General features: G+C 57.8%; 16 protein-coding genes and 1 pseudogene. 8 read left to right on the top strand and 9 right to left on the bottom strand.

What is annotated here, in order from left to right; genetic code table 11:
- Positions 1–58: 58 nt before the first annotated feature.
- The 6 genes from AKN83_RS35175 to AKN83_RS41580 all read right to left on the bottom strand — a co-directional run bounded on the left by AKN83_RS35175 (position 59) and on the right by AKN83_RS41580 (position 5,294).
- Entirely contained in the window at positions 59–1,813 is a 1,755-nt protein-coding gene (locus AKN83_RS35175; protein ID WP_157113721.1) for a phosphoenolpyruvate hydrolase family protein, read from the bottom strand.
- Positions 1,814–1,917: 104 nt separating this feature from the next.
- The gene (locus tag AKN83_RS41840) at positions 1,918–2,325 is read right to left on the bottom strand and encodes an ATP-binding cassette domain-containing protein (protein WP_083992387.1); all 408 of its coding nucleotides are present in this window, start codon (positions 2,323–2,325) and stop codon (positions 1,918–1,920) included.
- The gene (locus tag AKN83_RS35170; RefSeq protein WP_050399968.1) at positions 2,297–3,124 is read right to left on the bottom strand and encodes an HAD-IIA family hydrolase; all 828 of its coding nucleotides are present in this window, start codon (positions 3,122–3,124) and stop codon (positions 2,297–2,299) included. The genes AKN83_RS41840 and AKN83_RS35170 overlap by 29 nt, the downstream gene beginning before the upstream one ends.
- A complete protein-coding gene (locus AKN83_RS35165; RefSeq protein WP_050399967.1) occupies positions 3,117–3,887 on the bottom strand; it encodes an SDR family NAD(P)-dependent oxidoreductase in 771 nt (256 codons plus the stop codon). The genes AKN83_RS35170 and AKN83_RS35165 overlap by 8 nt, the downstream gene beginning before the upstream one ends.
- Positions 3,884–4,825 carry a ribokinase gene (locus tag AKN83_RS35160; RefSeq protein ID WP_050399966.1) on the bottom strand — a complete coding sequence of 314 codons (942 nt, stop codon included), beginning with the start codon at positions 4,823–4,825 and terminating at the stop codon, positions 3,884–3,886. The genes AKN83_RS35165 and AKN83_RS35160 overlap by 4 nt, the downstream gene beginning before the upstream one ends.
- Positions 4,826–4,841: 16 nt before the next feature.
- Entirely contained in the window at positions 4,842–5,294 is a 453-nt protein-coding gene (locus AKN83_RS41580; protein ID WP_244522220.1) for a hypothetical protein, read from the bottom strand.
- Between the two features lie 24 nt (positions 5,295–5,318).
- On the opposite strand from AKN83_RS41580, the gene AKN83_RS40275 reads away from it, so the two are divergent.
- The 5 genes from AKN83_RS40275 to AKN83_RS35125 all read left to right on the top strand — a co-directional run bounded on the left by AKN83_RS40275 (position 5,319) and on the right by AKN83_RS35125 (position 10,867).
- Positions 5,319–5,696: a hypothetical protein gene (locus AKN83_RS40275; RefSeq protein ID WP_157113720.1), complete on the top strand. Its 378-nt coding sequence runs from the start codon at positions 5,319–5,321 to the stop codon at positions 5,694–5,696.
- Positions 5,697–6,001: 305 nt separating this feature from the next.
- Positions 6,002–7,729, top strand: coding sequence for a hypothetical protein (locus AKN83_RS40270; protein ID WP_157113719.1), 1,728 nt, complete (start codon positions 6,002–6,004; stop codon positions 7,727–7,729).
- Between the two features lie 455 nt (positions 7,730–8,184).
- Complete coding sequence (locus tag AKN83_RS39080; RefSeq protein ID WP_083992386.1) at positions 8,185–8,490, top strand: DNA -binding domain-containing protein; 306 nt, start codon at positions 8,185–8,187, stop codon at positions 8,488–8,490.
- Positions 8,491–8,992: 502 nt separating this feature from the next.
- Complete coding sequence (locus AKN83_RS40265; protein WP_157113718.1) at positions 8,993–9,547, top strand: hypothetical protein; 555 nt, start codon at positions 8,993–8,995, stop codon at positions 9,545–9,547.
- Between the two features lie 198 nt (positions 9,548–9,745).
- Positions 9,746–10,867, top strand: coding sequence for a type III polyketide synthase (locus AKN83_RS35125; protein WP_050399959.1), 1,122 nt, complete (start codon positions 9,746–9,748; stop codon positions 10,865–10,867).
- 183 nt (positions 10,868–11,050) lie between these two features.
- On the opposite strand, the gene AKN83_RS35120 is transcribed toward AKN83_RS35125, so the two are convergent.
- Complete coding sequence (locus AKN83_RS35120; protein WP_063695690.1) at positions 11,051–11,344, bottom strand: HU family DNA-binding protein; 294 nt, start codon at positions 11,342–11,344, stop codon at positions 11,051–11,053.
- A 188-nt stretch (positions 11,345–11,532) separates the two neighbouring features.
- Positions 11,533–11,853 (bottom strand): annotated as a pseudogene (locus AKN83_RS39075) (GntP family permease); the annotation flags it as partial.
- 673 nt (positions 11,854–12,526) lie between these two features.
- On the opposite strand from AKN83_RS39075, the gene AKN83_RS35110 reads away from it, so the two are divergent.
- The 3 genes from AKN83_RS35110 to AKN83_RS39070 all read left to right on the top strand — a co-directional run bounded on the left by AKN83_RS35110 (position 12,527) and on the right by AKN83_RS39070 (position 15,240).
- Positions 12,527–13,909: a hypothetical protein gene (locus tag AKN83_RS35110; RefSeq protein ID WP_050399956.1), complete on the top strand. Its 1,383-nt coding sequence runs from the start codon at positions 12,527–12,529 to the stop codon at positions 13,907–13,909.
- A 338-nt stretch (positions 13,910–14,247) separates the two neighbouring features.
- Positions 14,248–14,448, top strand: coding sequence for a hypothetical protein (locus AKN83_RS40260; RefSeq protein WP_157113717.1), 201 nt, complete (start codon positions 14,248–14,250; stop codon positions 14,446–14,448).
- Positions 14,449–14,805: 357 nt separating this feature from the next.
- Positions 14,806–15,240, top strand: coding sequence for an SET domain-containing protein (locus AKN83_RS39070; RefSeq protein ID WP_083992385.1), 435 nt, complete (start codon positions 14,806–14,808; stop codon positions 15,238–15,240).
- Positions 15,241–16,073: 833 nt separating this feature from the next.
- Here the strand turns inward: AKN83_RS39070 and AKN83_RS35105 are convergent.
- Positions 16,074–19,466: an autotransporter outer membrane beta-barrel domain-containing protein gene (locus tag AKN83_RS35105; RefSeq protein ID WP_244522219.1), complete on the bottom strand. Its 3,393-nt coding sequence runs from the start codon at positions 19,464–19,466 to the stop codon at positions 16,074–16,076.
- Positions 19,467–20,280: the final 814 nt, after the last annotated feature.

Below are 20,280 nucleotides of genomic sequence, written 5' to 3'. Positions count from 1 at the left end.
AAGTCTCTGGAGGGGATCGCTTCGATCGCTTGGCTGAGCAGGCTGAACGGTCGGACTGCTACTCTAGGATCCGCAGCTTCTTGATTTTGTTGTAGAGGGTTTTTCGAGAAAGCCCGAGAGAACGCGCCGTCTTTCCGCGATGAAGCCTGTTTCGCTTCAAGCCTTCGATGACCCACTCCCGCTCCGAGAATGCATTTTTCGGCTTAGTCGGTGCGGGCGTATTCAACAGTGGCCTCAGGATGCCTGCGCTGATATGCGCATCCGGAAGCGTCACCAGCTGGTTCACGATCTGGCGCAATTCCCTGAGGTTGCCGGGCCAATCATGGCCAGCGAGCGCCAAAAATGCCGAATTTTCGAGCGCGAGGGTCTGGGCGTTCGAGTCCCCCTTTGCCTCGACCGTGAAATGCTGAACCAGCTGTGGAAGGTCCTCCAATCGGTCTGGCAAGGCGGGGAGCTTGATGTCGAACCCCGAGAACAAGCCGAGCAGGCGGGGACACAACACCGTTTGAAGGGCCGCTGCGCGTGCGATCGTGGCAGTTGCGATGATTCGAGCGCCAGAGCGTACAATGGATGCTCCGTTCAAGGGCGCGAAACTGCCGGTCTCGAGGTAATCGGCGAGCCGTTCTTGCCCATCACGCGAAAGCTGATCGAGATGCAGCAGCAATACAGTCGTATCGCTTGCACTTTCCAGCAGCGACAGTTGGCGTCTTCTGTGCTGGTCGCGCTCGGCCCCGAAAAGCGCACCGACCGTATCGATGGGCGGACCGGGTCGGCATTGAAATAGCGCTGCGTTCGCGTGCTTGCGATCGCTGAAGGCGTGGACCAGGCTGGCTATCCTTCGTTTGCCCGACCCGGGCTCGCCCCAAACGAGCACCGGACTTGAATGAGAGGCTAGACGCTTTGCGGTCTCAAGAACGCGTTTCATGACTGAGGACTGCGCGATGATGCCGTGCCTGAAGCCGCTCAACTGGAGCTGGCGCTCAAGGAGGTCAACCTTCTCCCGCAACAAGTGAAGAGTTTTAAATCCCGAGGTGATCTCAAGGACCGACATCTCCAGCGGGACGCGATCGAGCGAGGAGCCCCCGATGAAACCCTTGACGCCCGTCTCGCTGCAGATATCCAAAAGTTCGTCCGGCTTCGTTATCGGCCCGCCGCCAAGGAGGCAGATCACGTTTCGGTCGACGGATTGAGCCACACGCGCGACTGCGCTCGCGCGCGCGGCAAGCTCCGACAGGCTGATCGATGGGTCAGATGCGCTTTCAACGCCACGGTTGAGATTGAAATTGATGCAGATGGCCTGAGTACCGGCTTCAACCATGCGCCTTGCTTCGGACTGGGTCCGAGTATAGGCGATGGTCATCAGGCCACGTTTTGCCGCCTTCACCAGCAGCTCTATTTCGCGGGCGTAACCCAGCCCGGCCTTCTCAAGCAATGATCTCCTGTAGTCATCAATGTGGATGACGGAAGGAAAATTAGTGACGCCCGCAAAACCCCATCTGCTGATCCGGTCGAGCCAACGATCAATGTCGAGCTGCGGATCAAAAGTACACGCACCGAAGAATACCGGCAATTTCGTGCTGGGCAGGATCTCGGTCCGACCGAAGCCGGCCACGAAATCGTTGGTATTGCGGATTGGCAGGATTGAAGCGGGCGAAGAGCCGCCCATCGCGCGAAATCGACCGGCATTGAGCGCCAGGACGAAATCCGCTCCTGCTCGCTCGGCCGCTCGTGCGGCCATGCCGGATCCGATGCCCGCCCCCAACACAAAGGAACGGGAGTTCCGGAAGAACTGCTTGATACCGTCTCCCTTCACCTCACCCGCCCGCGTCTAACGACCGAGTTTGCTGCCGGCCAGCACCAGATAAAATTAGCTCCATTTTCCAAGCGCTTGCAACCGTCGCAGGGCTTTTTCCTTCATCATGAACAGATGGCAGTCCGCCGGGGGGCCGCAAGACGAACCTTGCCGGATCTATTGAGCAGCTCGGGGGCTGGCGCTTTTGTCACGACAGACTCTTTTCGGGCGCTGCCGCAAATGTGGGTGACGCTGCTGAGTCGAAGGACCTTCCCGAGGTTACGATCAGCCGCATCAACATCGTTGACGACTTCATTATCGATTAGCAACCGCCACCGCCAATCCGCTCCAGCCCAGCCAATCATGCGCAGCAGCGTCGACTTGCCGGACCGGGATGGCCCGACGAACACGACGAATTCGCCATGGTCGATTGTCAGGTCGATATTCCGCAGGATCCGGATAGTCCCGTAGGCCTTGCTGACGCCATCGAAACGACATCGGCCATCACGCTCTCCTCTGTCGCGGGGTTCCAACCGGCGCCGTCGGGACCTCAATCTCTGCCAAGCTCGATACGATGAAATCTGGTCGCGCGAGTGCGGGATCCTCTCGGGGCGGAACGCCGGTCGTGACCAGCACAGTCGGAAGACCAGCTCCCTTACCTGCCTGAATATCCGTCGCAATCTGGTCGCCGATCATCAGTGTGGCGCTGCGCACCGACCCGAGGCGGGAAAGCGCAGTTTCGATCATGTGCGGTTCGGGCTTCCCAACGATCAGGGGCTTGGTCCGGGTCGCTGCGGCCACCGCGGTAATCATTGCTCCTGCCCCCGGCTCAAATCCATTGGCGGTCGGCAAGAGGAGATCAGGGTTGGTTCCGATAAAGGCGGCCCCTTTTAAGATCGCCTCAACGGCGATCCGCATCTTCTCATGTGTGATGTGGCGATCGAGACCCATTACGACGATCTCGGGCTCTCGGTCAGTAACGTCCAGCCCGACCGCGGCGACCGCGTTCAAGAGCGAGGCCGCGCCGATAACATATACCCGTTTCGCGCCCGGGTAATTCGTTCGCGCGAGCTCTGCGGCCGCAATCGCGCTGGTAACCACTTCGTTCGGTCCTATCGCAATTCCAAACGCTTCTAGCTTGTGGACGACGTCCTCCGGCGTGTGCGTCGAATTGTTTGTCACGAAGCAGAACGGCAGTCCGGCCGCTTGCCATCGACCAAACGCTTCTATGGCATCGGCTATTGCGGCATCTCCACGATAGAGGACGCCATCGAGATCCGAAATGACCCCCGCGATAGGCGGCCAATTGAGATGAGAGCTTGGGCTAACCATTCATCAGCATCCCGCCGTTCACATGAACGATCTGCCCTGTAATGTAGGAAGCTGCAGGACTGGCAAGGAACACGGCAAGCCCTGCGATATCGTCGGGCACTCCAACGCGTCCCAACGGAATGCGGCCGCTGTGGCGCGCTTCGGTCTCCTCCCGCGGGCGACCGTGCATGGGAGTATCAATAATGCCGGGCGCGATCGCGTTCACATTGATGCTAAGGGGCGCACATTCGTAGGCAAGCAGTTTGGTCACGTCGTGAACGATTGCCTTCGAAAGACAATAGTCGCTTCCGCCAGCCTGATAGTTGAACACTGCGCCTTGCGAGGACAACGAGGAGCCGACATTGACAATACGGCCGCCCCTGTTTCTCATGAAGCGCTCAATAACGAGCTTTGAACAGCGCAGGACAGCGACCGAGTTGATCTGGATCGTACGTTCAATTTTCTCGGAGTTTCCACCGAGCAGCGCCTGGGCGGATTTAATGCCTGCATTATTGACCAGCACGTCCAGCCGACCAAAGTGTTTGGCAATGTCTTCCAGGACCCGCCCGATGTCTTCCTCGCGCGCGACGTCCATCGCCATGGGAAGTATGCCGTTACCATAGGGCAGCCTTGGCAGAGTATCTCTGAGGTTCTCTAAGTTAGCATCGGTGGCGACGACGTTCGCGCCCCCCTGGCGAAACGCATTGGCAATGGCAGAGCCAATACCGCCGCCGGCGCCGGTGACGAGCACCGTTCGGTCGGAAACTGAGAAGTGTTCGGTCATTCCAACTCCAAGATCGTTTGAGACTGAAGAAACTCGTCAACTGCCTGAGCCGTCGGCATTGAGCTTTGAGCGCCGCGCCGTGTTACGCACAAGGCTGCAACGGCTAGCGCCTTTCTAACCGCTTCCTTAAGAGGTAGCCGTTGAGCGAGCGATGCTGCGAATGCTCCGTTGAAGGCATCTCCCGCGGCCGTGGTATCGACCACCTTGACCGGAAAAGCTCGCAGAGAAAAGGAACCTGTACAGTCGGCATAGTAAGCTCCTTGCGCTCCGAGGGTGATCAGCGCGGCGCCCGGCCCGAGATCAAGCAGCTTTTCCGCCGCGCGTGCAGCGCTCTCGAAGTCGCAAACCTCAATTCCGGTTAACTCGAAGGCTTCCGTCTGGTTCGGCGTGACGAAATCAACGTTTCTCCATGCAGCCGATGGAAGACCTGGCCTCACCGGGGCCGGGTTGAAAATAAGATCGAAGCCTTTCTCACGCTTCATCTCGAACAGTCGATTGAGTGCGGGGATCGGCATACCCATTTCGGCGACGAAGATTGCATCGCGCTCTATGAATTTGGTTGCGCTCTCGATCATGTCAGGCCCCACCTTCGAATTGGCGCCTGGGTCTATAACGATCATGTTGGAGCCGTCGTCAGCGACCATTACCACGGCCAAGCCTGAGACTTCGCCTGCACAGACCGTAATTGCCTCAGTGCGAACGCCCGCTTCCATAAGCGATTTTAAAAGCGACTGACCGGCATCATCATCACCGAGATACGTGTAGAAGTGTGGTTTTAGGCCGAGCCGGGCGGCCGCAACGGCTTGGTTGGCGCCCTTTCCTCCGGGGTGACGGGTCAACGCACCCATCAGGCTTTCACCCGGTGTTGGGAGCCGCTCGACATTGAAGCACAGATCGAGATTCGTCGTTCCAAAGAACATCAATGGTCTGGCGTTCATTTTACCGCACCGAAGGTTAGGCCGCGTTCGAGGTGATGCCCGTCGGCTTCTCGAATTCCGACAACTGGGCTGCCACCGCGTCGGTATACGGATGAATGTTATAGGCCCAAACAATCGACGCGCCTTCAAACTGACGCCGGTTGATCTCGTCCGCCTTGACTTGGGTGAATCCTGTGACCGTTCCAGCCAAAGGCGCAACGCAGCTGAGAACGTTAAGGGCAAGCCCCATGTGATAACCGCGAAAGGCAGCGAGCTTCCTGTCATCATTCCCTCCTCTGGGCTCGTTGGCCCAAAAACCCGCGCGCCCTCCTCGCCCAAGGCCGAGGCGCAGGGATGCTAATCCGTCATTTTTTCGCCCTAAGCGGCTTTTCAAACGAATGTTGGGTAACATTGGGTAAGATTCAAGTTCGCGCTCAGTGCGGACGATCGACCCAATAACCGTTGTCTTCACCGCCTGCGCAGTGTGCAAGGGCCGGAATCGTCGAGATCGAGCTTGGCGGCGGCTGTCGCGTTTGCGTTGACCGTGACGCGGACGTTGAGGCACTGCAGCGAGTTCTTTAGCTGCTGCGGCGGCGATGATCCGCAGAGCGACAGCATTTCCATAAGTACGCAGAGTCGCACGGCTACCGCTGCTCAGGTAAATCAATCCAGATGTCCGGAGGACCATTCACGAGCGCATTGTGGTCTGGAAGTAAATACTATCAAAGATCCTGGTGCCATAAGCCATTGCTGCACCGACAATTATGAAGGGGACCTTGACCTGCTCCAGATTTTCGAAGCTATCAGCGTAAACGATCCGGACAAAATCGAGTTTGAATTTTCGGAAGGCTATCAGATCCCGCTCGGTCGCGGCGCGCGCTTTCGCCAGTGACAGACCTACCGCCGGCTAATTTGGAAACACGCGACCCACCGGCCGGCTCGTTGAACTCCTCGGCGTCGTGGACCACCTTGAGCATGGGCGTATCTTCCCGAGCCGTCGCTCCAACGCCGACCTGATCGGAGTGACGGATTGCAGATCTTGTTCGGAAGATGCGGCCGCTTCACGTCACCCCGCCGATGGCCGCCACAGGTTCTGATCATTGCTCCATCCTGCCGCGGCCCTACGTGGCCTCGTCAGCTTCTCGAAAGCTCACGCGACTAGGGGTCTGCTCAGGTGAGCTTGGAGGTGAGGCTAGCGTGAACCAGCAGAACTTTGTCCCATTCAACGTAACAGCTTGGTCGCAGGTGCAGCACGAAGTCTCGAATGAGCCACGGGCGGGCGAGGGCGGACAAGAAGGCTTTGAGCAACAATTGGCGGAGGCAAGTCAGGCCGCTCCCGCCGCCCCTAAGCGGGCTAATCGCGATGACCATCCGCATTTGTCTCAAGATGACCGGGACCTTATCGATAACGCGATTGCTCAACGGGCGGCTCAGAGGAATTTAAGTCCGTCCTCGGCTTCTATTTATACTCAAGCACTTCGCAAGCTCGTGAATGATCTCCGCGCTCGTGGCCAAACGACTAGTTTAAAGGACCATCAATCCCTGATCGATCACGTCAACACTTACTTTTCTAATCCCAGCACCCGAAGCACTATGTTGGTTGGGTTGAACGCCCTTGGTGCGTATCTCGATCCGGCCCGTAGTCGCTATCCACATTTGTCTGAAGAAGAACAGGACCTTATCGATAAAGCGATTGCTCAATGGGCGGCTCAGACGAATCTCCGCCCAAAAACAGCTGGCAATTATACTTCTGCACTTCGCCAACTCGTGAATGACTTCCGCGCTCGTGGCCAAACGACTGATTTAGGGGACCATCAGTCCCTGGTGCATCACGTCAACACTTACTTTTCCAACTTTCCCGTCGGAAAGACTATGTTGGCTGGGTTGAACGCTCTTGGTGCGTATCTTGATCCGGCCTATGTCGCTTGTCGCGCCGGACGGCCGACCATTGTCCCCTCAGCGGCCGACGCGCAGCTCTTGGATCGGCTTGATCTCAGCGGACTCACCACGAACAGCGTTGCTCTGTATGATTCAAGTTTTCGCAGATTCTCTAAAGCGCTTAACGTTGCGGGCCATACGATATCCGGGCTAGACGATGCTGCGCGCATAGAATTCGCTCGGAAGTTGTTCCCGCGAGACAGAAATCTAGTGCCGGCGCTAAAAAGGGTTCGGGATGCCGAGCACGATTCCGGTGCGGGCGCCTCTCAGGAGCCGGCCGGCCATGCTGTCCCGTCGCCCGAATTAGATGGGGTTCCCGAGAAGCTCTGGCTGCTGTTCTATGATGAAGCCGAGGAGTCGGCGACCGATCCATCGGAACTTGAGCGGCTGGAAAACGAGCTTCGCGGGGAAATTCAGAAAGAGCGAGATGACCGTCCCGTTCAGCCGCCCTTCCTCACGTTTAATCCGGAGGAGTTTCCTCCTGTGAAAGTTCGCCGATTGCTGGATGATCAACCCGCCCAGCCAGCAGTCCCCGTCAGCCCAAAGGACCTCAATACAGGCGCTGGCGTGCTGACGCATGCTCCCCTCCACGAATTGGAGAGGCAGTCTACAATGCAGCAAAGCGGGCACGAACAAACTGCTGCACTGATCAGGAGCAGCGTCCTGCCGAGCGAGGACAGCCGACCGACCAGCTTGGTGATCGACACTGACCATTACACGGCGCTATTTGTGCCCGCGGGGATGACCCGGCTGAGCACCCCACTCTATCCGCCTAACGCCGCCAGTGAGTTCGGATCTCGATCGGAAAACGCCCCGCAGCCCAGCGCGCTGTCGGGGAAACAGGCCTCCCCAGCACTGCCTTCACGCAGGATGGAGCAAGCCGCCCCTGCGTCCGACAGGGCTGAGGCAGTATCCCGAGCGCTCGGCGAGATTTTTGATGCGTCTTTGTCCGTTGATCTTCCTCCGGCTTGTCAGCGGCGAATTTGAGGCTTCACGACGCTCGCGCTCGCGAACCTCTCGGCACTGCCCGCAGGCATCGGGGTGGCTTTGCGATCGCCCACCAGTCTTCCATCAACTTGAACCAAATATATCGCATGCTGTTCTCGGCAATGTTCGACGACATTTCTGCCGGGTCGGCGCCGGGACGGCGCCAGACCTTGCTGGCGAGTTTCACTCTCTTTCATTTCGTTGATTTTCCCAGTCTCGAGAATTCATCACATGTATCTCAAGCTCATGATCGATGGCATGCCGCGTCGGCCATTCAGTGCAGTGACAATAGGGGTGTAACAGTGAAGCGTTTCGGATGTCGTTGCGTAAAGCGAATCACCTGATGTGCTTTAGGCATCACCAAAACTATTCCACAATCGGAGGATACTGCGACTGCGCACCAAGCTTGCGACGATCCCCTTTGTTGCCCCTAAAGCTGCCCGGGAGACCCATCAGTGCAGGAACCGCTGCTCGATTTGACCGTCGATGACGTTGCACCATCGGGCGCGAGTCTGACCGTCTATGACGAGGAGCACTTGGCTACATACTGGCGGCTGCTTGACGCTGATGCTGAGGGTACAGATTGGCGCGAGGTAGCGCGCGTTGTTCTTCACGTTGACCCTGCTCGCGACTGGGATCGGGCGCGTCGCGCTTTTGACAGTCATCTCGCTCGGGCAAAGTGGATAGCAGATGACGGCTATCGGCAGCTTCTCCGCAGTGGCGCTCGGAGCCAGACGAGTGTATCAACTCGCAACTCATGACGCGTCAAGCCGGCTGAACCGCAACATCGGCCTTTAAAGAGCATAACCCAATCAATTGAGCTCCAATAAGAACAACGATCGCTGTCCCCTAGGTTCGCCCTAGCACGGATCGGAATGCCCTTACTGTGAGCCCTTGCGGCCTGCACTAGGCACCTGTTCCGGCGGCATTGCGGATGACTGGATCCTGACAGGCTCACGGCTCGTGGCGGGCATCGCCAAAATACTTCACGACGACCCGAGCCGATTTGGTCCGACTGTCAGCTACGCGAAATCCCGTCGATGTATCCGACGTCTGCTAGGCATATCGACGATGGCAACACGCTTGCCGCGACAAACTCATATGAGTCCGCACAGAAGAAGACGGGCCATCATTCGCTGAGGCGGACACGTTATTTTCCAGTCACCTACTAACCTTATCAATTGATCAAGAAGACAGACGCATGGCATGCATCCGCGTCTGTGAACCCCTCAAGAACGTTGAGCTCGGATTGGGTCGAGAAGAATGAAACTGCTGCTCTTGGGCACGATAGGCGTCATCTTGCTGGTCGCGGCTGTCGGCGGTCTGGCCGTGCGGCTCCGCGAGCGAAGCGGTTCTGATATCGGCCTCAATCGCGGCGATGGCCGTCGATGCTGGGAATTCGTCGACGCCGGAAATGTGGTCCGTGCGCCACCGCCTGCCCTGACGTGTCCTGGTGCAACAGGAAGTCCGCTCGGCGGTGAAATCGGCTTCCGCTGGCAGATCGCCAAGTCGGTGCCTGGAATCGCGATGAACGGCAACTGCGCCAGTCCCGAGGGCTCTAACGCTAGATTCATTGTGCCGGGCCTTCTGGCTGCACGCAAAATTGTTACCCGCGGCCCCGTTGAGGACCCGCTCGGTTACGCCTGGAAGGACGTTCTGCTCTACGCAAAAGCCGCCACTGCGGCCGCCCGCAATAAATATCAGACCTGCGACCACGCGACTCCGCTGCTGCTCGTCAACGCCAGCGACGGCCAACAGCGCTGTCCTGCAGGCGTGGACATAAAGGCTTCTTTCTGCCCAGCTTGCCGTCAGCGCTGAGTACGATTGCGTGCTCATCGGCCCTCCGATCGATGGCCTTTGCTCAATCGGAAGCGCAGGCTTTTCAACGAGCGGCCTCGTAGGAACTGCCCGCGTTGGGCAGAATATCAACGTCGGCTTGGTCCACGCGAAATAACGGCTGGATGTCGCGGGCGTCCTTGTTCGGTGTAAATCCATGTCGAGCGACAAGAGTCACTGATGTCCAGAATTTTGGCTGTTGGGACGGCTTTGCCACCGTTTCGGTTCTCTCAGGCCGACCTCAAGGCTCTAGCGGGTCACCACTTCGTCTCCAGAACGGAGAAGCTGAGGAGATATCTTACCGTATTCGATCATGCGCTGGTCGATCAGCGCTTCTTTTGCGTACCGCCCGAATGGCTTCTCGGTGAGCATCGCATAAGTGAGGCCAACCAGATATATTTGGATTGTGCGAAGGAGCTCGCATGCAAAGCGACGGTGAACTGTCTCGACCGGGCTGGCGTTAAGCCCGAGCAAGTCGATCGGGTTTTGTTCGTCTCGACGACAGGGATAGCGACGCCAAGTCTCGACGTGGACCTGATCTTCAAGGTCGGGTTACGACCAGATGTGGGACGGACGCCGATTTTTGGCCTCGGATGCGCTGGCGGAGCATCAGGAGTTAGTTTAGCAGGAGCCCTTTGCCGAGCAACGAACGAACGCATTCTCCTCGTTGCTGTGGAGCTGACTTCCCTTACGTTCCAACCGAATGATCTCACGCCAAAGAACGTTGTCGCCTCAAGCCTCTTTGGAGATGGTGCTGCCGCGTTATTAATCGCTCCAGCTGAAAGCGGTGCTGGCAAGCTGGATATCGTGAGAAGTACGAGTTTGCTTCACCCGGACTCGACTTCTCTAATGGGCTGGCATTTTGGCGACGCGGGATTTGAAGTCGTGGTCTCCGAGCGCATTCCGTCAATGATTAGGGAATTGATGCCACGTGCAATGAACTCGTTGCTCGCGGAGGCTGGCATCCTTCCTGGCCAAGTGAGGAGCTTTATCTTTCATCCTGGCGGCAGGAAAGTATTGGAAGTCTGTGAGCGGGGCCTTGGCAGGTCCTCTGAGACTTTTTTTTCCAGCTATGAGACACTTCGACTTTATGGAAATATGTCCAGCGCAACTGTGCTATTCGTGCTGGAACGCGTGCTGGCGCATGAGGAGCAAGCGCCTGGATCTTACGGCATCTTAGGCGCCTTCGGACCAGGCTTCTCAGCCGAACTGACGCTACTGAAATGGGCTGACACGGAAGCACCACAGCCAAAGCCCGCCCACCTCGAGCAGCTGGGCAACGAATTGAAGCGGGTTGCCTAGTCGTGATCGGCATCACCAAACTGACCGCTTGGTGCTGTCGAGCGCTCGCGTGGCCGAGATGCTGCCGCTGATCAGCTCTGTGCCACGGCACCCAGCAGCGTCCGCGAGACCGCTTGCAGTTACAGCATCGCTCCTGAACCGATCTGGCTGTCCCCTGTTAGGCAACCTCAGACGCCGATTCGATCAATTCGAAACTTCGCCACGATTTAATCGCTCATGCACTGCCCTGCTGGCCTTGAAGACCGCAAAGCGCTTTTGCTCGATTTTCAGGTACTCGCCCGTTCTTGGATTGCGGCCTATGCGAGCCTGCCGAGGGCTCACCGAAAATACTCCGAATCCCCTCAACTCGACCCGGCCACCGCGCGCCACCCCCTCGACGATCTCATCGAGGATTGCGCTCACAATATTGTTGACGGCGCTTTGATAAAGATGCGGGCAGTTCTCGACAATACGTTGGACGAGCGTGGACTTGATCATTGACGACGAGCACGACATGTCCGACCTACGTCTGATCGGCACACGGACATTCAATGGAACCCCGAAAAATCCATAACGTTGCGCGGCGGAGGGGAGCCTGTTGCGACGAACCCACTATCGACTGCTCAAGCTTAAGCCATTTGCCAGCAACGTTGCATGTCTTTGTGTTGGTCAGACTCCGGCGCGGGTTAACCAAACGATCCGAGCACCGAACCCAACGCGATAACGATGGCCAGGGCGATGATCGGCCCAACGATATTGGCCATCACCATATCGAAGTAGCTCTAGCGATGGGTCGAGCCGCAGACTGCGAGCAGCGTCACGACGGCGGCGTTGTGCGGCGGGCTGTCGAGGGTGCCGGAGCCGATCACGGCAACCCGGTGCATGAGCTCTGGGTCGACATGGGCAGTCTGCGCAATTCGCAGGTACGTGTCGCCAAGGGCATCGAGCGCAATGGTCAATCCGCCGGAAGCCGAGCCGGTCAAAGCGGCAAGGACGTTCGTCGCGAGTTGCGGGCAAGCCGCGCGCGATCGACCATAGGCCGCCGGTGTCGAGCGTTTCCCGCTGCATAGCATAGGACATGAGCCGCGAAAGCGAGTGCAATGATTCAAGCTTCCTCCTGGCGACACGCAACATGTCGCACGTCGGTCCTCCTTTACATCGGTCGTGGGTGAAAGAATTCCTGCACCGTCCGCACCGCGACATGTGCCGAGATTGCTGGATCCGATTGATCCTCTGCGGCCAGAGTCAAGACCTTTTCGGCAAGGCATGCCTTCAACAAAGAGGTCCGCCTCAGTTCGGGTACCATCCCGACGGCATAGTCAGAACACGTCCCGGCTCAGTACACACTTTATTTTAGGACGATTTTGTAGGTCCCATCACGCTGCTCAAAATAAATCTGTTCGTGCCGGCTACGACTCACCCAGCCAGCGGTTCCGAAAAATGCAATCCGGCATTCCTTGGCGCGTCCCTCGGGTGAGTGTCGCAGTCAGTCAGGCTGGCCAATTTGGCTCACTTAGGTCTCTAATATAGCGCGACAATCAGGTCAGGATGAGAGCCTCACCCTGATCGCCGCCGCGCACTCTAAGCGCGTCAGCTTGTCGACAGCTGATCCTAGTAGAGTGAGAACCGGTGAGCGACACTATCTGCTCGGGATTGCGAACCGACTCAAGCGGAGGGGACATGGACCCATTTAACAGCATCAACTCATTCAACCAAAATCGCGCTGCTCACAACGCCGCGGAGCTGCAAGAGCAGCAAGCGGAGTTTGAGCCGTACTTGGATGAGGTGGCGCAGCTTGATACCAGTGCGGTCGCGGGAGTTTCTGTTTCTTCAGATCACTACTATCCTCATCTGTCTGACGAGGACCGTAGACTCACCGAAGTGTTGGAACTTGGGCACCATAGGGCCCGCCCTGAAGACGCAGTTGCCAGACGCCTCGGGGGCACCGCTGCGCGGCACAACGCGTCGCAGGAAGCTTTAAGTTGGCCGAACGAGCTGACTGCGAAACATCACGGTCAGGATCCGCTGCGAGGGATGATGGGCGAAGCCATCCTAGCATCGTCTCTCATGCCAATCGCGCGCGATCACCAGGCACCGGATCCCGGAGCCGTGCATCACTTCAGCTGGAGCGATAGCCACCAGCCGGCTCCGACCGAATTGACGGGGAGCTCCCCCCTTTCAAGGCACGAGGTCCTCATGGGTGAGGATTCCACGGGGCAGTTGAGGCCTGCGAAGAGGCAGAGGACGCTAAATCAGCTGGAAGGGGATGCCATTGGGCGCCAGCTGGGCGAGTCCGGCAATTCAGTCGCTCGTGTGCTGCACCGTCGCGTTTCGGGCCAGCGGGTCGGTTCGCCGTTCGCCCTTCCCGCGGAAGATTACGATCAGGGTCTGCTGTGGGCGATAATGGAAGACGCCGGCCCATCGTCTTCTCGCGAGCCGACCGCGCGCCATCACCAATCCCTGGATTTAGGAGAGGCCGTTCGTTCCTTTAACTCGCGGCACGGTGACCAGCACGCGCCTGCTGCACTTGACAGTAGCAGCGTCCCGCCGAGCCAGGACAGCTGCCCCACCCGTTTCGTGGTTCACAATGACCGCTACACCGCGCTGTTCGTGCCCGCGGCGGAGATGAGGCGAACCACCCCGCTCAATCCGCCAGGCGCTGGCATTCGTCTCGGATCTCGGCCGGAAAACGTTCCGCGGCCCAGCGCGCGGCCTGCGAATCGGGCCTCGCCAGCGCTGCTTGGACGGTCGATGGAGCAAGCCGCTCCGTCGTCCGCCAGGGCTGCGACGACATCTCCGACGGCCCACGAGATTTATGCTGCATCATTCGCCGTTCCCGAGGATTTTTCGCACGGCACCCAACCCGCCTCCGCCACGATGCTCTCGAAGCTGGGCCGCTGGGGCCTCTTGCCGGACGCGGCGCAACCGGTAGAACAATACGACATTCGCGGCGAGCGCTACTTCGCCATCATGGGGCCGGGAGGACCCAATGACGTTCGGCTCATCCATGAACCACGAATGGCGCCGACGGACGCTCCCGACGCTAGGAGCCCGTCCAGATAGCTTTGGTATCGGGCTTGTTAATGGACGATGGCTTGCTCCAGCGACTCTTACGAGCTTGGCGACCTTATGGGCGGTGCAGATGAGCGCTACCCGTCCCGATGAACTTGCGCACATCATCGCTCAGCGACTCCGCGTTCAACCGAATGGCGATTGCCTCTTGTTATCTAAGAGCCGGCCACCAAAGCTGCAAAGAAACGCCTAACGGCACGTTTGGCGGCATTACCCTTCGTAAGGCTCTCTCAAGCCCGGAAATATGGGAAGCATCCTCGGAGTAAAGAGGCTGCTTCCTACGTCCCATTGAAGCTCGGTCGACTGGTTGACTGAACTGGTGCTAACGGATGACGACGGGTCTGGTGGTCTATCAACCCCAGATGCCCATCCTGGTCGTGACCTTCCGCAGCTCCTCTGGCCAACGCCGTGTTGCGACGTCGTCGATCCGCCTCGAGTCTATCTGTGCCGTATCTTCGGGATCAGCAATGGCCGGGATACCGGGCGCGATCGCCATCGCTTTAGCGCCGACCGATGACTTCCGCAGCTGAGCCAGTGCTGCGCCGACGTTGCCGCCAACACCATTGTCCTGATTATAGCTCTTGACATCAGCATCCAGCGCTTCCGCGGAAAGTCGGCCAGCAATGCCCTTCCCATTTTTTTGAGGCAGATAGTCGCTGAAACCTCAGAGAGCCGTTCATAGATCCTCCGAACTGCACCACCGACGCTCGCTCAGTTCGCTGAGATCCTGATCCGACAGCAGCAACACCGAAAACAATCCAGAGATCGAAGAAAAATCGAACTTGTGGCGGAGGCGCGATTAAACGACCCTGCCAATTCTTGCAGGAGATTTGCGGTACTTAGGTCGGTTAGCTTGCTGGGTGTTAGTCACTTTTGGAGAAATTTCAGTGTTGATTGTTGAAACCATTTTGAAGCCAGACCGCTTTGGCGGCATCGGACTTTTCTCTGCTACTCTTTTACCTAAAGGCACATTAGTTTGGATTCATAATCCAATCGTTGACATTGCCGTGACGCCTGAACAGTACGAAGCCCTACCTCCAACATTTCAAGCTCTACTTGACAAGCATGCCTATCCGAGAGACCGCGATGTTGATGATGGTGTCGTAGAGTACAATGCTGACAATGCCCGCTTCATGAATCACAGCAGTCAGCCAAACACATATCAAGACGATCATTGCCGAATTTTCACGGCCCGTGACGTACAACCTGGTGAAGAACTGACTTGCGATTACTTGTCTTTCGACGCAAGGTGCGACTTATCGTGGGTTAAAGAGCTCGCGCCGAATCCTGGAGCCGGAAGGCGCCAGCCGGCGTCGGGTTGACTTTGCGGTCTGGCGACGTTGATTCCGTCGGCGAATTTGCACCGGGGAGAGGTTCGGAAGCGGTTGTCCCCATCGAGACGACGCGAGTTAAAGATCATCGTGAGCGCGGTCTTGTTCGACGTCCCTTGACGCGCACGAAAGCGCTTTCGATGACGTTGGTAGCGCTCTACGTGGAGTTCACTACATCTGTTGCGCGAACCTAAGGCTTCGCCACTGACTCGATAATGTCCGCAACGCGTCCTGGCAGCGAAAACACTGGGCTGCTGTTACGATTCCTTCCCGAGTCTTTAAAGGAATTGGTGAGGCACTCATGAAGAAGCAGATCGTGGGAGCGGACGCTGCTGCCACAATGCCTCGACGACTTGAGTGACGAGAGCAGCCCGGTTCACGTGATCGACGTATTTGTCGATGCGCTCGGCTGAGATTCCTGTTCGGGTTGTTCGCGGTCTTGAATTTGCTACCATCGCCAAGAAGGGCCTCAAGCCGCGATTCAAGTTGACCCCGCGGCTTCACCGATGCCAGAAACCAAACAGCCAGAACGCCTCGCGCCCCGGGCGACATCAAATCGAATTGGTGGGCGAGATCATCTCGGAATCCTGGGCGAGATCAAATCGGTACACTCGGGCGAGATCCTCGGCATCCGCAGTCAGCGTTGATAAACATGCTGCTTGCCCTCAAGAGATTCGCTCCGACATCCCGTGCGGACGTCAGCACCGGCGTTCAGGCAGGCCAGCTTCGATCGTAAGCGTCCCCCTCTTGTCGAGGAAACCTGGATTGAAATAACGTGATCTCATTGCTGTGCAGCACGCGGGCCGAAATGCATTTTGTGCGTATCAGAACTTCACATTGAAGGTGGCATTCAGTCCGTTCTGGGTAATGCCTGAACCGAACTGACCCTGGTAGGCGATGCCAAGTGTGCTGTTGCTCGAAAGCTGGAAGTCCAAACCGGATTCGACGAGTGCCACGTCCTTTCCAATGGATAGGCCTGAAGCTGCAAAAGGGCTGGATCCAGCAGCAAAGCTAGCTGTCGACAGCGGAAAAAGGTCGCCAATGGCATGACGCCAGCCAATATCGGCTCGCGCAGTCGTGGCGATCTCGCCAACTCGAAAGCGCGTGGTCGCGTAGGCGCCGAGAGTGGAGAGCGTCGTATCCATCGTGTTAGCGTGAACACTAAGCGCCGCCCCGTTGAATCCCCTTTCGAAAATTCCATCGGTCGCGACTCGAAGATGGGCGAGATTGGCATAGGGCTCGATGACGGAAGACTTGCCAAGATGGATTTTGTAACCCAGTTCTCCAAAGATCTGGAAAGTGCCGGCATCGTAATCCGAGATCAAGTTGTCGTTGAAGCCTGGGAACCGAACGTTGCGGCTCATCTCGAGATCGTGCCACGTATAGGCAAGGCCTGAGCGGAAAGCGATGGCTCCTTCCGGCACGGTCCACTCGGTGCCGGCATAGGTCCCGAACGTGTAATTGTTGCTGCGGCCTGACGAGGAAGCAGCGCCAACCTTGAAAGTGGAACGGCTATAGCCCGCAAGGACACCGACGCGCCAATCATCAAATATCGGCGTGTCGATCCCGGTCATGAGGCCGCTAATGGTGGATCTGGTGCTCGCCCCATTGCTGTCGCCCGATTGGGTGGTCCATCCGCCAAAGGCAGAAGCCCACGCTGCATACCCCTGCAGGTCATAGGAGGGCGGGCCAGAAGAAGCCGGGCCGACCAGGCCGGTTGCAGAGGCAGAATCGCGCGACCTCCTCTGCTCAGGACCATAACCCATCACCGCCATCGCCGAGGTTGGCGCGCCGCCAAACGCCTGTTCGAGACGGTTGTAGACTGCCGAACGCGCGTAGAAACTGTCGTTGACACGTCTGCCCTGCTCCGACGCATAGATGGACGGCGAAAGCTGACGCAGCCCAGATGTCACTGCCGCGCCGTCCGGCGCGGAAAAGTCGAGCGCCGCGACGAGTGGGTGCAGCCCTGTAGTCGCGTTGCCAGCTACTCGATCGAGCGCCGCGCCAACCTGGCGGCTGTTGGCGTCGGCCCCATAACGCGAATAGGCATCGGATGGGCGGGAGAGTGTCAAGGCGTAGGTGTTATCACCTTGAGCCGTGGCACTCGCCAGCAAGGTGGGTGATTGCAGGGCTGTCGTCACGTTCGCGAACGAGCCTGTGAGATTTGTTGCATTCAGCCACTGATCGGAGGAGACGTTAAAGCCGTTACCATACCAGCCACGCTGCGGGGTGATCGTCAGCGTACCATCGAGCGTCGCATTGCCATTCACCACAAGATGGCTGAACGCGCCAGCATCGTTTACGGCGACCTGCAAGCGACCGGTCGAGGTTTGCAGATAGTCGCCATACACCTTGATGCTGTTGTCAAGGCCGCCGATGAAGGGCGCGACACCACCGCTGTTGGTGAAGCGACCACCAGCATTGAGCCGATAACTGCCGTTACCGGACAGGGTTGCAGCTTGCGCGACACTTGCGTCATACACCTCGTGATTGCCAGTTAACGTCGTGGCACCACCTCCGAACTGCAGCGAAAGATTGTTACGTCCGACGATATTACCGTCGTAGCGGGTTGCAAAATTTGCGTCGGGCTCCTGCGTTGAGTGACCGTTCGCATCAGGCTTCAACCCGAACGTCAATTTGGTCAAACGCGGAGCACCATTCTCGTCAACCTGGTTGTAGTCAGACAGGATGTGCCCCGACAGCATTGCGCCACGCATCACATTGATCTCGCCGACGTAACCACTGTTCGACATGTACATCGCTGCATGATTGCCAGCCAGGCGCCCGGTCAGATCGAACTTGCTGACGAGCGGACCGTCGATTTCGCTCAGCATCGGGGCCGGTTTGGTGCCAATCGTGCGAACATACGAACCACGATATTCATCGTCATTGCCCATCGTATTGTTACCAAAATCGAACCTTGTCGCGATGCCATGCTCTCCGAGAGCTTGTACGTCCCCGCGCTGAGTCAGCGTGTGATCCTTGCCATAGGCGAACATGACGCCGTGCCCATAGGCGCCGTCGGCGTAAACGCGGGTCCCAGGCGGAATTATGATCTGATTGTTTTCGCCGTCGACGCGGATGCCGGCGCCACCTGCTCCTTTCGAAAGCAGGTCGGCGCGCTGGACCACAGCGTTGCCGCTGCCATAGACGTGCAATCCCAGTCCGCGCGAAGCCATATTGTACGTATTTGGCAGATAGGCGGTACCGTCAGCATTCCGAGCGAAGAAGGGATTGTCGTTGACCAGATACTGGCCGTTTCCGTAGATGGAGTACCCGAACAGATTGCGCCGATCGATACTGTAACCTATATCTTGAAATGCGGCGATCTCCGCTTCCATTAGGGCGGTGTAGTTCCGGTATTGCTGATGGCTCATCAAACTGTTCTTCAGTTCGCTATGCGAGACAAAGGGGACATCCAGCCGGCCGTCCTCAGTCATCACTCGAACCGGAATACCTGGCATGGCACCGGCCAGCACTTCACCCACATGCTTCCCGGCAAAATAGCCCCGATCGTGGCGCAGGTCGAAAACGTCCTCAGCTGGCGGGTTCACGCACAGCGAGCAATAGATCGTCTGTCCAGGCTTGGCTTGTTTGCCGTTGTCGTCGTGCAAATGCTCCGTCCAGGCGTTTAACTTTTCAGGGAAATGCGCTGATAGCGGCCCGTCGGGATATCCGTCATGGCTGATAGTGCTCAGCATACCGAGCCCATGGCCGAACTCGTGGATCACAACGGGTGTACGACCAATCTCTGGAGTCCTTGGCAATTGCGAAGGAATGTATGCTTCGGACGAAAACCCCATCTGGCCGATTGTAACCACGCCGTGTGCGCCGTATTGCAGCTCGCCCGGCTCCTGCCCCGTGAGTGCCGCCTGAACCTTGGTGACGCCACTAGGAGACGTATCACTATAGGCAGATGCGTTGCGCTTGCTATTCCCACCGATGTTGACAATGGCCGGCAATTGCCCCGGAATAACCTTGATGATTTCCGCCCAATACCGAATCGCCGCCAGTGAATGATCTATTTCTGATTGTGGCAAGCTCCGCGTTGAACGCGTATCACCTTGCGCGTAAGCGCCATCGCCGGGACCAAATATCCGCGCCCGCATGAAGGGCATTCCATTCGGGTCCATGACGTCGTAGGTTTCAACCGCTCTACTGGGCGAATCCAGCAAGGCACTAGCCGCAAGCACGATAGTCGTAATTGTCTTCTTCATACTACAGATTCTGTTTGAGGTCTTGATTGCTGGCGTGCTTCGTCATCCAACTTGGCGCGCGTTCACGCAGATGCGCCAGCGAAGCGCAGCCGTCATTGATCGGACATCGGCCTCGCGCCTTCTTAGCCCGAGTCTGACGGTAGAACTTCAATTCGAAAGAAAGGCTAGTTCTCTGGAGGGAGGTCCGCCTTGATGAAGTCAAGTCAACTCACAAGCACGTCCCTCATTGCTGGTGACTTTGATTTCAACTTCCTCAAGCTCAAGCTCCGGCACCTCACGCTTGCCATTTGCGATCCGCCGAGCCGCGGTAGCCTGAGCGAAGATGACCGCCCGATGCTTCGCGGCCGTGGCCGATGTCGAGCGTTTTCATGGTCCCCGTTAACAATGCGAGCTCCTATTGTCTTTTGATCGCAGACAGATCCTGCATTCTGCCGCGCCAATCCCGACAAAGCAGGCGACTGCACGCAACTAACAAGCAGCGGAGCAAAAGTCGGGCCAAATCGCCTGATGCCTTCGCTGTGCGCAAACAGATGAACGCAGCAACGCCATGCGGAGGCCCTTCTGCGTGAAAACGCGCGATGCCTGTTCGTCGCCCGCCAATGTTGTCGCAAACTCGCCATTGCACAGGAGAAAAACGACTGCCCCGCCCGACAATTGCAGCGCGCCCCGTTCATCTTTGCTGGCGATCGCCGTGATCGGTTCAAGGCTTGAATGGGGCGCAAAAGGCAGGCATTTTTGTTGCACTCATCGTCGTGAACTTCGCCCTGGCATGCGTCAGGCAGATGTAGAGCACCGGCACGTAAGCCCGGCCACC

Origin of the sequence: Bradyrhizobium embrapense, from assembly GCF_001189235.2 — a bacterium.
Taxonomy (GTDB): domain Bacteria; phylum Pseudomonadota; class Alphaproteobacteria; order Rhizobiales; family Xanthobacteraceae; genus Bradyrhizobium; species Bradyrhizobium embrapense.
This window is presented reverse-complemented; position numbering and strand designations above follow the sequence as displayed.

Bases quoted from the DNA above. Each gene is read 5' to 3' on its own strand.
- AKN83_RS35105 (WP_244522219.1), bottom strand. From the start codon at position 19,466: ATGAAGAAGACAATTACGACTATCGTGCTTGCGGCTAGTGCCTTGCTG.
- AKN83_RS35110 (WP_050399956.1), top strand. From the start codon at position 12,527: ATGGACCCATTTAACAGCATCAACTCATTCAACCAAAATCGCGCTGCT.
- AKN83_RS40265 (WP_157113718.1), top strand. From the start codon at position 8,993: ATGAAACTGCTGCTCTTGGGCACGATAGGCGTCATCTTGCTGGTCGCG.
- AKN83_RS35125 (WP_050399959.1), top strand. From the start codon at position 9,746: ATGTCCAGAATTTTGGCTGTTGGGACGGCTTTGCCACCGTTTCGGTTC.
- AKN83_RS35160 (WP_050399966.1), bottom strand. From the start codon at position 4,825: ATGAACGCCAGACCATTGATGTTCTTTGGAACGACGAATCTCGATCTG.
- AKN83_RS35120 (WP_063695690.1), bottom strand. From the start codon at position 11,344: ATGATCAAGTCCACGCTCGTCCAACGTATTGTCGAGAACTGCCCGCAT.
- AKN83_RS35170 (WP_050399968.1), bottom strand. From the start codon at position 3,124: ATGGTTAGCCCAAGCTCTCATCTCAATTGGCCGCCTATCGCGGGGGTC.
- AKN83_RS35165 (WP_050399967.1), bottom strand. From the start codon at position 3,887: ATGACCGAACACTTCTCAGTTTCCGACCGAACGGTGCTCGTCACCGGC.
- AKN83_RS40260 (WP_157113717.1), top strand. From the start codon at position 14,248: ATGACGACGGGTCTGGTGGTCTATCAACCCCAGATGCCCATCCTGGTC.